Raw genomic sequence first — 13,061 nt, forward strand, 5'->3', positions numbered from 1 at the left:
AATCATGGATTTAATTAACTTAGGTATAAAGTCGATTTTTATAGAGAACATGGTTTTCGCCTATTTCTTGGGCATGTGTTCTTTCTTGGCTGTTTCAAAAAAGGTGTCTACGGCAATGGGTTTAGGTCTGGCAGTAGTATTCGTTTTGGGTATTACCGTACCAATGAACTGGCTATTAGACCAATTCGTATTGAAAGAAGGAGCCTTAACTTGGTTGGGCGATAGCTTTGCTACAATCGATTTATCTTTCTTACGCTTTATCATGTTCATTGCCATTATTGCGGCTATGGTGCAGTTGGTAGAAATGATGATCGAGAAATTCTCACCTTCTCTTTACGGTTCATTAGGTATTTTCTTGCCACTAATCGCGGTAAACTGCTCAATCTTGGGTGGAGCGTTATTTATGGCGCAAAGAGATTATACTTTGAGCGAAGCCACTGTTTTTGGTTTTGGTTCAGGAACAGGTTTCTTATTAGCAATTGTGGCTTTGGCTGCAATCAGAGAAAAATTGAAATACTCGAATGTTCCTGATGCCTTGAAAGGATTGGGAATTACAATGTTCATTACTGGTTTAATGGGTATTGCATTTATGAGCTTTATGGGTATCTCGATCTAATCGAAATTGCCTTTTAAAATACAAAGCACACTCTGCAAAGGGTGTGCTTTTTTTATGCTCAGATTTGAGAGTGGGAATGTATAATCAAACTTGGCAAAATCTCTGAGCTTATTTCCTCCTTCTAATATCTAAAAACTATCTTTGCAGTCTATGAGTAAGAATGAATTCAAAAGACATACGGTAACGGCTGCCTTACCTTATGCCAATGGCCCCGTTCATATTGGGCATTTGGCTGGAGTTTATGTGCCAGCCGATATTTACGCTAGGTATTTAAGGTCAAAAGGAGAGGATGTAGCCTTTATTTGCGGTTCAGATGAACATGGTATGGCCATCACCATGCGAGCACGTAAGGATGGTGTTAATCCGCAAGACATCGTAGATAAGTACCACGGAATGATTAAAGATAGCTTTAATCAGCTAGGAATCTCTTTTGACATTTACTCAAGAACCTCTAATCAAATACATCACGAAACTGCTCAAGAGTTTTTCAGAACACTTTATACTGAAGGAAAATTTGAAGAACGAGTAAGTGAACAATATTTCGATGATGAAGCGGAGCAGTTTCTAGCCGACAGATATATTACAGGTACTTGTCCACGTTGCTCACACCCTTCAGCTTATGGCGACCAATGTGAGAACTGTGGAGCTACACTCAACCCAACGGATTTGATTAACCCAAAGTCTACATTGAGTGGCAATACGCCAGTTATGAATGAAACAAAGCACTGGTATTTACCTTTGCAGGATTACGAAAAGTGGCTTACAGAATGGATTGTGGAAGGTCATAAAGAAGACTGGAAATCGAATGTTTGGGGGCAATGTAAATCATGGATTGATGGCGGTTTACAGGCCCGTGCCATGACACGCGATTTGGACTGGGGAATTAAAGTACCAGTAGAGGGAGCTGACGGAAAAGTGCTTTACGTTTGGTTCGATGCACCTATAGGCTATATCTCGGCCACCAGAGAGTGGGCTGAGGCCAATGGTAAGGACTGGAAGCCTTACTGGCAATCAGACGATACTAAATTGGTACACTTCATTGGTAAGGACAATATCGTTTTCCATTGTATTATTTTCCCAGCAATATTGAAAGCACATGGCGATTACATTTTGCCAGATAATGTGCCTGCCAACGAATTCTTGAATTTAGAAGGTAATAAGATTTCAACATCAAGAAATTGGGCCGTTTGGTTACATGAATATTTAGAAGAACTTCCTGGTAAGCAAGATGTACTTCGCTATGCGTTGTGTGCCAATGCTCCTGAATCAAAGGATAATGATTTCACTTGGAAGGACTTTCAGGCACGAAATAACAGTGAGTTGGTTGCCATTTTAGGTAACTTTGTCAATAGAGCAGTAGTGCTAACGCACAAATACTTTAAAGGAAAGGTGCCTGAAAGGGGAGAGCTTTTCGATATCGACAACGAGACTATTGAGGCACTTAAACAAATGCCAGACAAAATTGGCGCTTCCATAGAGCGTTATCGTTTCCGTGAAGCACAATCAGAAATGATGGAGCTTGCTCGTTTAGGCAACAAGTATTTGGCTGATACAGAGCCTTGGAAACTGATTAAGACAGACGAAACTAGGGTAGGAACCATCTTGAATATTGCTTTGCAGATTGTGGCTAATATTTCAATTGTAGCCGAGCCGTTTATTCCTTTTACTGCGGAAAAATTGAGAAGCATTTTTGAAATGGATCAACTCAATTGGGCTGCTGCCGGAAACCCAGACTTGATTAAATCAGGTCAGCCTTTAACCCAAGGTGCCCTACTATTTGAAAAAATAGAAGACGACACAATTGCTGCTCAAATTCAAAAATTAGAAAACACCAAGAAACAAAACGAGATGGAAAATAAAGAAATTGAACTAACACCTTTAAAAGAAACCATTGTATTCGATGATTTCATGAAGTTGGATTTAAGGGTAGGAACGATTTTAGAAGCTAAAAAAGTAGCCAAATCGAATAAGCTACTTGAGTTTTTGGTAGATACTGGTGTAGACAAGCGTACCATCTTAAGTGGAATTGCTAAACATTATTCTCCTGAAGAAATGGTTGGAAAGCAGGTAACCATTGTAGCAAACTTAGCCCCAAGACCTATGATGGGTACTGTGTCGGAAGGAATGATTTTAATGGCAGAAGATGCTGAAGGAAACCTAAGACTTATTCAGCCAAATGAAAAAGTAAACCCAGGTTCAACGGTGAGTTAATAGTTTTTTACTCAGTTGTTCTGGCTTTAGAATCGGATATCACAAATCCTCAATTAGAAAACTAATTGGGGATTTTTGCTTTTATCTGATTATGTTTTGGGAGGGGCTAGCACCAATTAAAACCGATTAAAAACCTCACCCATAAATGGGCAAAGGATTTTTAATCATATGTTTTAGAATGGGCTTTTTAAGCGTAATGGGGAATTACACCTTCTTAACGTTAACGGCATTCATGCCTTTCATTCCGCGCTCAAGTTCAAAAGAAACTTTATCGCCTTCACGAACCTCATCAACAAGTCCGTTTACGTGTACAAAGAACTTTTCTTGTGTTTCTAGCTCTTTAATAAAGCCGTATCCTTTTTGATCATTGAAGAATTCTACGCGGCCAGTTCTTACCGTTTCAACCACATCTTCTCTTTTCGGAACACCAATTTCAATGCTTTTGGCATCAATCTTCTTCTTCTTGATTGTTGGATCTGGCGGAGTGTCGGTGATGTTTCCATCTTCATCCACATAAGCAATCATATTATCCAGTCCACCGCCTTGAGAGTTTTGTTGACGCTCTTCTTTCTTCTGCTGCTTATCCTGACGTTTCTTTAAACGCTTCTTCTCTTTTTCTTTTTTGTTAAATGTTTCTTGTGATTTAGCCATTCAATGTTTTTGTTAAAAATGATGCAATAACTGTTCTACTCAAACAATCAAGGGGGTAAAGAAATACTCATTTAGTAAGTGGCTTGTTCGCAGAAAACCGATGAAAATCAGAAAATCGTACGATTGGGGAATTACTCGAAGGGTATTTACATCATTACGCTCGCACAAAGTTACGATAATTTATAAGAAAATCTGTATTAACAATGGCATTTACACTGAGTTATAGGCCTTGACTGTCCAGAAGACAACTTTAATTTACCTAGTAAGTGTTGGTCATATTGCTATCAATACAAATAATGAAGTCAGCCATTAGTTTGTTTTCTTCCAATAGTTTGCCCAAGTCGTCTTGCATTACCGTAGCGATTGTAGCGTATTTCAAATCATTTCTTTCTCTTTTTAAGTACCACAAAATACCTTCGTAATGATTTGAATGGTATGAGCCATTATAATGTATAAAGGTGTGGTTGGGTTGGTAGTTCTCTAGAATGAAATGCGCCATGGTAGCATCTTTAGAGGCTTGTGCTTCTACCAATTGTGGTGTGCCATGACCAGCCATCATGGCCAGAATGTTTTTGTAAGTAGGTAGTTCGCTATCAAAGGGCATCGGCAGAGGAGCCATCCAAGATTTCTCTTCAGCCGAGAGCTTATTAAGTATTTCAAAACCATTTTTGTTTACCATGCTTGCATACCTTCTAGGAATGTTCGTAGCAATAAATGGGAGTTGTTTCTTCTTCGCCAAATCTACCAAAGGAGCATAATCGGTTTTGTAGTTGGGCCAAAGTCTGGCTAAGGTGTCTAGTGCTTTAGCATCAATATTTCCAGCCAAGTAGTCATTCAGTGGTTTCTGATTATCTGCTTCAAACATTTCTGCACCTAAAATCATGTCGTTAGAGGTACTTAAATCATTGGTGACCTCGTATTGCATCCAGTGTGCAATGGCGTTGTTGTGAAGCTCTCCAAATAGAATGATGTCTTTCTTGTCTAAAGTCTTCAACATTTTCTTGTAAGAAACCTTTTTGCCCGTAGCGGTATAAATCACATAAGCAGGTTTCTTTTGACCATGACTTAAGAAAGTAACAAGGGTAAAAATTAAAAGGAATAGAGAGCGCTTCATCAGTTTTGATCAGATAATTGAGTGTTGAATTTAACCAAAAAATTGAAGGGCAGAATACATATTTATATGGAAAGAGCCTTCGGAAAGATGAAGCTCAGGCTATGATTAGTTTGAAACAACTACTTTCTCTTTTACCTCAACATTGATGGAGTCTAAAAGAGCTCTAGAGTCTTTAATGAAGCGTTTCATTTTGTTTTTTGAGTACTCTGTAAGTCCTTTAAAGTTGTTGGCTTCATATTCTTTACAAATCAACACCTCATAGCTTCTTCGCTTTTTGATTAAGGGCTTATTTACCCATGTTAAGTGATAACCATAATCTGTGATTTGGCTCAGCCCATTTTCTTTCGAAATGGTGATTTCCACCATAGCGCCTCCGTCTCTTTTACGGGTACGTTGGTCAGAAAGAAAATTGCCCAAGGAATAGGCGATAAACCGTTCTTTGTTACCATTAGCGGCCTGAATAAACTCCATGGGTTGAATCACATGCGGGTGTGCACCAATGATAATATCAACACCCTGTTCGAATAAGAATTGAGCTGTTTTTCTTTGCGTCTTAGAGGGCGCTGAATCATACTCAATGCCCCAGTGAAGAAAAACTACTAGTTTGTCGATATTTTTGCTAAGGGCGTCTTGTATATCGCTTTTCATGGCAGTGGTATCCGTGAGGTTAACCAATGCAGGCTTAGGTACTCTTCTTCCATTGGTGCTTTCTGTATAGTTCAATAGTCCAACCTTAATAGAGCCCTTTTCCATGATAATCAGATTTGAGCTGTCTTTGTGGTCTTTGTCTAAGAAAGTACCCGTATGCCTAACTTCAATGGAGTCTAGCACATTAATGGTGCGCTTAATGCCCTTGAGGTTGTGGTCGCTGGCGTGATTATTTGCCGTAAGAAGAATATCTATTCCGCTTTTTTTAGCCGCTACAGCAAGTTCATCGGGAGAAGAGAATCGAGGATAGCCACTATAAGGTGTGCCTGCCAAAGTAACTTCAAGATTGGCAATAGCAAAATCTGCCTTTTGAATCAATGGGCTCACTTTACGGAACATTCTATCAAAACTATAAGTACCTGTTGTGGTATCTAGCGCAGATTCTATTTGAGCGTAATGCCCCATAATATCACCTATAAAAAGTAGAGAAACCGTCTCGGTAGTATCTGTCTTTTGCGCTATTGCACCAAATGGGAAAAGAAGTATAGTGATAAAAAATAATGGCTTCATAAAAGTGATGGAAGTTTAAGATAAGTTCTTTACTTATGGAGCTTAATCAAAAAAAATAAAAAAGGGCTAATCTCTTAAAACAAGCCCGCCTCGTGTTTTAAGAAATCCTAGATACATTTGCCGCATTTTTGAATCTAAACGAGGAAGAGGTATGATTTCTATTAATTCTGCTCCAGCAGGAGTGAGTTCAATATGATCACTGGCAATAAGTCTTCCAGAGTTAATAGATTGGCCTAATTTTAGTTCAATGACCTCCCCACTTATTGAATGAACATGGGTAAAGTGTTGACTCGGAACAGTTTCTGATTTAAGAGGACTCCTTACCATGCCTACGTTTTCGAGCCTTTTTATGAGTGAGAATCCCAATTCACCCTTTCTAGGATATTCGTAATGCATGAATTCAATGATTGCTAAAAAAGTGTAATTGAATTTATAATTATTATATCTAACTCTAGAAGTAGCTTGACATACTCTTATGAAATCTTCTGCAGTCTGTTTATTAAAACTAGTTAAGGATTGAATTGTTATTGGGCTGAAAGACCCTGGTTGTTTAATCTCACCAGCTAAAATTTTTGAAAATATAATTTGAACATCTTCATTAGACTTTGTTTCGGCAATTCTTGAGAATTGGGAGAGCCAGTCATCGTCAATCTCTTGTTTAACATCTTCCTTGGGAGGGTCGATTGCAAGCTGACTTGTGGTTAATTCTAAAATTTTACGCTTATTGATATCTTTTCTTAAATTATGTAAATCTTCCAAAGAGTATTCATTGGATAGACTTTGTATATAATCATTGTTTTTGGAATTAAGGAGTGCAATTGCTTCAGCATCAGATTTAGTGATGATGTCCAATGCCTCTGTTCTTCGTTCAATTTTTCGCTCAATAGAATGGGCCCAAGCAATTGGTATTTTAGTAAACCCCGTTAGAGTATTTAAACATGCCTTTATAAAATTGTTTTCTACTCCTTTTGGCAACAAGGAAAGGTTTATTTCAATTTTTGCCTTAGTTATCAAGGACTTAGGGCCACATTTATCTAGAGACTGATTTTCGCTCATTAGTTGAAATTAGTCAATTATTTGAAAGGTTGTTTCTAACAGTCAGGAAAAAAATATTTATATATATCGGTTAATAAGTAGTAAGCTTAAAGAGGTTTTCATTCCTTCTATAGGATGGGTATCTCACTTACAAATACTGCTTTATGCTCTTTAAGGGTGTTTTTGTGAGTATAAAGAAGATTAGTTAGAAGATATTTTTAACAAGTATAAGATTAAGGCATAAAAAAAGCTCCACATTTCTGTGAAGCTTTTTGTTGGTCTACTAGGGCTCGAACCTAGACTCTTCTGGACCAAAACCAGACGTGTTGCCAGTTACACCATAGACCAGCTTTATTTCGGAGTACAAAAGTAGTATTTGCTTTCTATTTTGGAAACGAATTGGAGAAAAAATTTAAGTCTTTTTTATCGTTCAATTTTCCAGAAAGCAATACCTCCGGCTTGTTTACCAAGGTATGCGGTGTCTATCAGGCGGTTAGTTGTTAAATCAATTACATCCACCATGCCCGGATCATCACCAATTCCTTCTACAGAAACAAAGGCAAACTTGCTGTCTGATGAAATGGCTACCCCATGAGTTACTTTTTGGCTGTTATCTAATCTCGCCAATTCCTTTCCAGATTCTAAATCCCAAACTCCCGTTTTGGCAGCTGTTTTATAAGAAACCACCATACGTTTCCCGTCAGGAGAAATATCTATGTTATAAGGCCCTTTGTCGGTTTTAAACTTGCGTGTAGTCTTCCATGTATCTGTACTGATTTCTAATACTTCAGCAGCGCCATTTCCGGCTACATAAACCAAGTTTTTTGTAGGGTGCGTACTTACCCAAGTAGGCTTGAAGGCAGAGTGCTTCATGGCTGGCATACCGCCCATATCCATTTTAGAGTGATCCATCTGACTGTGGTCCATACCCGCCATGGATTTTTTCTCTTCATCCATCTTAGATTTGCCCATGTCCATTTTTGAGTGGTCCATCATGCTGTGGTCTTCTGGAGCCAATTTAGAGGCTTCATCCAGATCAAGTGTTTTGGTGATTTTTAAGCTTATGGCATCTATTTCAAATAATTCACCCGACATCATGGCTACGGAATATTGTTTTAAGCCGTCTGAAGTAAGTCTTGAGCCGTGGGGCATTGCACCAGTCGTGATTTGAGTCAATTCGGTCATGCTTTCCACATCAACTACCGAAACCGTGCTTGGCACCATATCGCCATGTAGATTGAAATTAACACAATAGAGTAAGCCAGTAGCCGCAGAAACCTGCATGGAGGCTGGAAATAAACCAAGAGTGACTGAGCCTACAGCTTTGTCGGTACCAGTTTCATATTTGTAAAGTGTCCCAAACGGATTGCCATGCGCTAAACTGAGGTACCAATATTTACCTTCTGGGCCAACTGTAATTCCGTGAGGCCCTTCGTTTTCAGCAGGCCATATGCCCACAGGAATGTTTTTTATGGTTTCAGCTTTTTTACCATCGAATTTCACCAAAGCCACCTCATCTTCAGATTCGGCCGCTACATATACATAGTAGTTTTGGGCTTGTAGCGCAGTAATGGCAATTAAGGAAAAAACGATTATGAGTGTTTTTTTCATCTTTTACTTAGATTTAAGATGTGTCGGTTAATCAATGCAAACGTGGCACAAAGTTTTATACCACGTTTGCGTTGATGCTTACTTTACTTTAATAGGAGTGTTCTTTGGCTTTTCTGGCTCTAATTTAGCAGACCATAATCCACTGTTCCAATCAGAGAAGAATACATGACCTTTGTGAAGTTGAGCACCCCAAGTAAATGGAGCGTTGGCTGTATATCCGTTGGCATCGTTCGGAATGATCCAAGCAATTTCACGGCCTTGTTTTCTCAAATCACCCATTAACTCACCACTTAGGTCAACTACTCTTACACCTCCGTTATAGAAGGCTACGTAAAGTGTTTCGCCTTCAATCCAATAGTTATGAGAGCCAGCGTAAGGTACTTCAAACCTTGCCACCTCTTGTGGGTTTTCTAAATCCGTGAAGTCTACCACGTGTAGGTAACCACCCGCCATGTTTACTCCACCTTTGCCAGTGTTTAATCCATAAGGGAAGATTTCGTCTCCACCAATCACATAGAACTTGCCAGTTGAAGGGCTACGGAAAGGGAATGAGGCGTGGTTTGCTTTGTTAGGGTAGGCATAGCTCGCGAACTGCTTTGGATTTTCTGGTGAACCACCAGCAATACCGTTTCCAACATCTACTAGTTGTATACCATCTGCCCAGTTTGAAGAATAAGCAATGCCATCTTCAACCCAAACATCGTGAATCGAGTGACCAGGAGTGTCTAATTCGAATTTAGAAACTGCACGTGGGTTCTTAGGGTCTTTAATATCAATAATATAGTATTTCTGACCTCCGCTAAGTGCATATAAATAGTCTCCAGAAATGAATACGTTATGCACACCACCAGTCATGTTTTCGTCAAATCTAGAAATGATTTCTACATCTCTTGGGTTAGAAACATCAATAATTACCAATCCATTTTTACGGTCTGAAGCTCCTTCTCGGCTGATAACACAAATTTTACCGTCTTCCGAAATCTTCACATCATTTACGGTTCTGGCATCTACCTGAACAGAATCAATTTTAGAAATATTGCTTGGGTCGGTTACATCCCAGAAATAGGCAGTACCATCGGCACCCCAAGTTCCTGTAACGGCATAATCTCTTCCATCAATTCCTTCCCAAACCCAAAAATCAGAAGTATGCTTGTCGTTTACAGAACCCTGACCCACCATTTCTATTTTCCTAGTTACTTCTCTTGGTGTAATTTTAAGTGTTTTAGAAGCTGATGCTACTCCGCAAGATGCAGTTACAGTATATCTTCCAGCTTCGTCTGCTACAAAACGGCCATCATTTTTAATCAAACCAGAGGCGCTTTGTGAAGTATTGTCCGATACACCGCTGAAAGAGTAGAAGATAGGAGCGTCTTCAACGATTTTTCCATTTTTATCTAGGGCCTTGGCCTTAAAGTGGAATACATCGCCAGTTCTAGCCGTGTTCATTTCTGCTTCCAATTGAATTTTGACAATTGGGTTGCTCACCACATTCACTGTAATGGTATTGGTGATGTTTTCGGCTTTTACGGTAATGGTTGCTTTGCCTGGAATCAATGTATTCACCATTCCGAAATCATCTACTTCGGCAATATTGCCATACATAGAGCTAAATTGTACATCAACATTATCTCTGGTTGCCCCTGATTTGTCGATGACATGATACTTTAGGGCTATTGATGTTCCAGCGTATATTTTCTGTGGAATATCGTCAATTTTAATTGACGCAATTGCTGGGTAGTTTACCTTGATTTGGAAGTTTTTTCTTACACCATCTGCCACTGCTACAATATCATAAGTACCTGGCTGAATGGCGTGAGCCATCATGGTTGAATCAATACTTAAGCTTCTTCTGGCTCTTGAAAGTAAGTTGATTGGGTCTTTTAGCTTTTTGCCATTTTCCATGACATAAGCAGTAATTTGTTTCTTCTGCCCAACTTCCATAGTAATGTTAGCTGGCTCAATTACGATTTCTTTCTGTGCAAAAAGAGTGACAGGAAAGAGTAATGCCAATATGTAAAGGGCTTTCTTTAATTTCTTCATAACTCGTTGATGTGGTTGATTAATCTAACAATCTAGTCATAAAGAGAAAGTACTACAATTGTTTTTAGTGATATGGTTGAAATTTTATGTTGACTGATGCCTGAAGGAGAGAGCATAAGCGATTGATTTATAAGGTAAAACCAAATAATATGCTTACTGGCAATCAAGAATAGGCCTTTTAACTAAGGCGAATTCTGTACGGCTTATACCGTTATTTTATTCAAAACTGGTTATGGTTACGCGTATGGTAAAAGTTGGCGAACTAAATTTTCTTTAAGTGTTTAATACTGGTGACAAGACTTTGAACAGAATTTTCCGCCCAATTGCCATCTTGTTCTACAAAGAAATATTCTAAGCCTGCGTCTTTGTCATAAGCAAAGAGTTGTTTCCAATCTATTCTTCCAGCACCTACTTCTTTCATGGCCCGGTCTTCGTCCATACTCATGTCTTTTACATGCCAAAGGGGGAATCGGCCCATGTCTCTTTGAATAATCTTGAGAGGGTTTTGGTCTGCATATCGAACCCAATACATGTCGAGCTCCATTTTTACCAGATCGGCATCGGTTTCTTTTAGAAGCACATCGTATGGTATTTGACCGTCAATCTCTTTAAATTCAAAAGCATGATTGTGGTAAGCGAATTTAATCCCCGATTTTTTGCAAATTTCAGCTGACCTATTGAATAGCTCAGAAACTTTTTTGTACTGGTCAATAGTTTGTCTTTCTGCACTGTCAAGGTAAGCACAAACTAAATATTCAGCACCCAATTCTGCTGCGTCATCAACAGCCTTTTGCCAATTATTTACCATTGTGCCTGATACTGTATGGGCTTGTATTCCAGTGGGCACATGAATGCTTTTTAGTTTGATTTTAGAAGCGTCAATAAGTGCTTTGGCTTCTTTTACGGGCATGCCTAAAAGCTTGCCATCAGCAAAGTCAAAGAACTCTGCATAATCATAACCCGCCTTTTTTAGTGTTTTTAAGGTGCCAGCCATATCCTTTTTAATCACATCACGAACAGTATACACTTGAAAGCCAAAGTCTTTGATTTTACCTTCAAAAAATGGCTGGCTAAAAAGTGAACCTGTAGCTAATAAGCCAGCAGAGGTTAGTGCCGACTTCTGCAAAAAATCTCTTCGTTTCATAATTCTTGTATTTGAGCTTATTAAGCTACTAAAATATACTCAGGTGACAAATTATGGTGCACTTTGATATGAATAGAAAAAGCCTGCTTATGGGCAGGCTCTCAATTCTTTACTATTTGAATTCAAAACTACTTCAATGCCTCTAGCGCTTTTTCGTAATTCGGTTCGTCTACAATTTCTGGTACTTGTTCTGTATATACCACTTTTCCGTTTTCGTCTAAAACAATTACGGCTCTTGAATGTAGATTCAATAATGGCGGGTCAACGATTTCTAAGCCATAATCTTTACCAAACTGTCCTGTGGCATAATCAGAAGCATTGATTACGTTTTCAATACCTTCTGCACCACAAAATCTGGCCTGAGCAAAAGGGAGGTCGCGAGAGATGCACACTACCTTGGTATTTTTTAATCCTGAAGCTTGTTCGTTGAATTTTCTTACCGAAGTAGCACAGGTGCTTGTATCTACACTTGGGAAGATGTTCAGCACTACTTTCGATCCTTTTAAATCTGAAAGTGTTAGTGTTGATAGATCAGTTTTTGTTAGGGTGAAATTCTTGGCTTGTTCACCAACTTTTGGGAGACTGCCTGATGTATTAATTGAATTGCCTTTAAGTGTAACGGTGCTCATAGTTTTGTTATTTTAGAATAGAACAAGTCTCTACTTTAATTGTTCCTCGAGTTCATATAATCTTTGGCTTTTTCTAAATCTTCAGGTGAATCAATGGAGATTCCCACATGGTCGATTTCAATCATCTTAATTTTTTTACCTGTTTCAAGGTAACGAATACACTCGATTTTTTCTGCATTTTCCAACGGGGTCATCGGAGTGTTTTTGAAAGCGAGAAGTGCAGCTTTTCTAAAGGCGTAAATACCAATATGTTTAAAATAAGGAATGTCGATTTCTTGGTTCCGAGGATAGGGGATAGGGGAACGAGAAAAGTAAATTGCAAAATTGTTTTGGTCAGTAATCACTTTTACATGATTAGAGTTTTCAATATTTTCTTTGCCCTTTAACCTTACCATGGGGGAGGCCAAATCTATTTGTTGCTGTATATCACCTTCAAAAACTGAGATCAATTTTTTTAGTGTATCTGTTTGCGTAAAGGGTTCGTCACCTTGAACGTTAATTATTATTTCAGCGTCAATATTTTCTGCTGCTTCCGCAATTCTATCACTTCCGCTTTCATGCGTTTCAATGCTCATAATCACTTGACCACCATGGGCTGTAATTTCATCCCTAATAATGGTGCTGTCAGTAACCACATATACTTGATCAAACAAACCTGTACTTAAAGTAGCATGATAGGTGGTCAGAATTACAGACTTACCATGGAGGTCGGCCATTAGTTTTCCTGGGAATCTGGAGGCTTCGTATCGGGCCGGAATCATCGCAACTACTTTCATAAGAAGGTTTTTTTCA

The 13,061-nt window shown here is 38.8% G+C and carries 11 protein-coding genes and 1 tRNA gene; 2 read left to right on the forward strand and 10 right to left on the reverse strand.

Annotated features, from left to right (window positions below):
* The first annotated feature begins 4 nt into the window (after positions 1-4).
* Both nqrE and metG read left to right on the forward strand, forming a co-directional pair.
* Positions 5-616: an NADH:ubiquinone reductase (Na(+)-transporting) subunit E gene (nqrE, locus tag AAC026_RS07245; RefSeq protein WP_339696443.1), complete on the forward strand. Its 612-nt coding sequence runs from the start codon at positions 5-7 to the stop codon at positions 614-616.
* Positions 617-766: 150 nt separating this feature from the next.
* The gene (metG, locus tag AAC026_RS07250) at positions 767-2,827 is read left to right on the forward strand and encodes a methionine--tRNA ligase (RefSeq protein ID WP_339696446.1); all 2,061 of its coding nucleotides are present in this window, start codon (positions 767-769) and stop codon (positions 2,825-2,827) included.
* Between the two features lie 204 nt (positions 2,828-3,031).
* On the opposite strand, the gene AAC026_RS07255 is transcribed toward metG, so the two are convergent.
* The 10 genes from AAC026_RS07255 to kdsB all read right to left on the reverse strand — a co-directional run bounded on the left by AAC026_RS07255 (position 3,032) and on the right by kdsB (position 13,045).
* Positions 3,032-3,478: a cold shock domain-containing protein gene (locus AAC026_RS07255; protein WP_339696448.1), complete on the reverse strand. Its 447-nt coding sequence runs from the start codon at positions 3,476-3,478 to the stop codon at positions 3,032-3,034.
* A 259-nt stretch (positions 3,479-3,737) separates the two neighbouring features.
* Complete coding sequence (locus AAC026_RS07260; RefSeq protein WP_339696451.1) at positions 3,738-4,592, reverse strand: ChaN family lipoprotein; 855 nt, start codon at positions 4,590-4,592, stop codon at positions 3,738-3,740.
* A 105-nt stretch (positions 4,593-4,697) separates the two neighbouring features.
* Positions 4,698-5,810, reverse strand: a complete 1,113-nt coding sequence (locus tag AAC026_RS07265; protein WP_339696454.1) for a CapA family protein — start codon at positions 5,808-5,810, stop codon at positions 4,698-4,700.
* A 66-nt stretch (positions 5,811-5,876) separates the two neighbouring features.
* A complete protein-coding gene (locus AAC026_RS07270) occupies positions 5,877-6,866 on the reverse strand; it encodes a DUF2806 domain-containing protein (RefSeq protein ID WP_339696457.1) in 990 nt (329 codons plus the stop codon).
* A gap of 254 nt (positions 6,867-7,120) precedes the next feature.
* A tRNA-Gln gene (locus AAC026_RS07275) sits at positions 7,121-7,193 on the reverse strand.
* A 75-nt stretch (positions 7,194-7,268) separates the two neighbouring features.
* The gene (locus AAC026_RS07280) at positions 7,269-8,456 is read right to left on the reverse strand and encodes a YncE family protein (RefSeq protein WP_339696460.1); all 1,188 of its coding nucleotides are present in this window, start codon (positions 8,454-8,456) and stop codon (positions 7,269-7,271) included.
* 78 nt (positions 8,457-8,534) lie between these two features.
* Positions 8,535-10,496, reverse strand: a complete 1,962-nt coding sequence (locus AAC026_RS07285; RefSeq protein ID WP_339696463.1) for a hypothetical protein — start codon at positions 10,494-10,496, stop codon at positions 8,535-8,537.
* 262 nt (positions 10,497-10,758) lie between these two features.
* Positions 10,759-11,640 carry a sugar phosphate isomerase/epimerase gene (locus AAC026_RS07290; RefSeq protein ID WP_339696466.1) on the reverse strand — a complete coding sequence of 294 codons (882 nt, stop codon included), beginning with the start codon at positions 11,638-11,640 and terminating at the stop codon, positions 10,759-10,761.
* Between the two features lie 128 nt (positions 11,641-11,768).
* Positions 11,769-12,269, reverse strand: coding sequence for a thiol peroxidase (tpx, locus tag AAC026_RS07295; RefSeq protein WP_339609178.1), 501 nt, complete (start codon positions 12,267-12,269; stop codon positions 11,769-11,771).
* 35 nt (positions 12,270-12,304) lie between these two features.
* A complete protein-coding gene (gene kdsB, locus AAC026_RS07300) occupies positions 12,305-13,045 on the reverse strand; it encodes a 3-deoxy-manno-octulosonate cytidylyltransferase (RefSeq protein ID WP_339696468.1) in 741 nt (246 codons plus the stop codon).
* Between the last annotated feature and the right edge of the window lie 16 nt (positions 13,046-13,061).

Origin of the sequence: uncultured Roseivirga sp. (genome assembly GCF_963973945.1) — a bacterium.
Lineage (GTDB): Bacteria > Bacteroidota > Bacteroidia > Cytophagales > Cyclobacteriaceae > Roseivirga.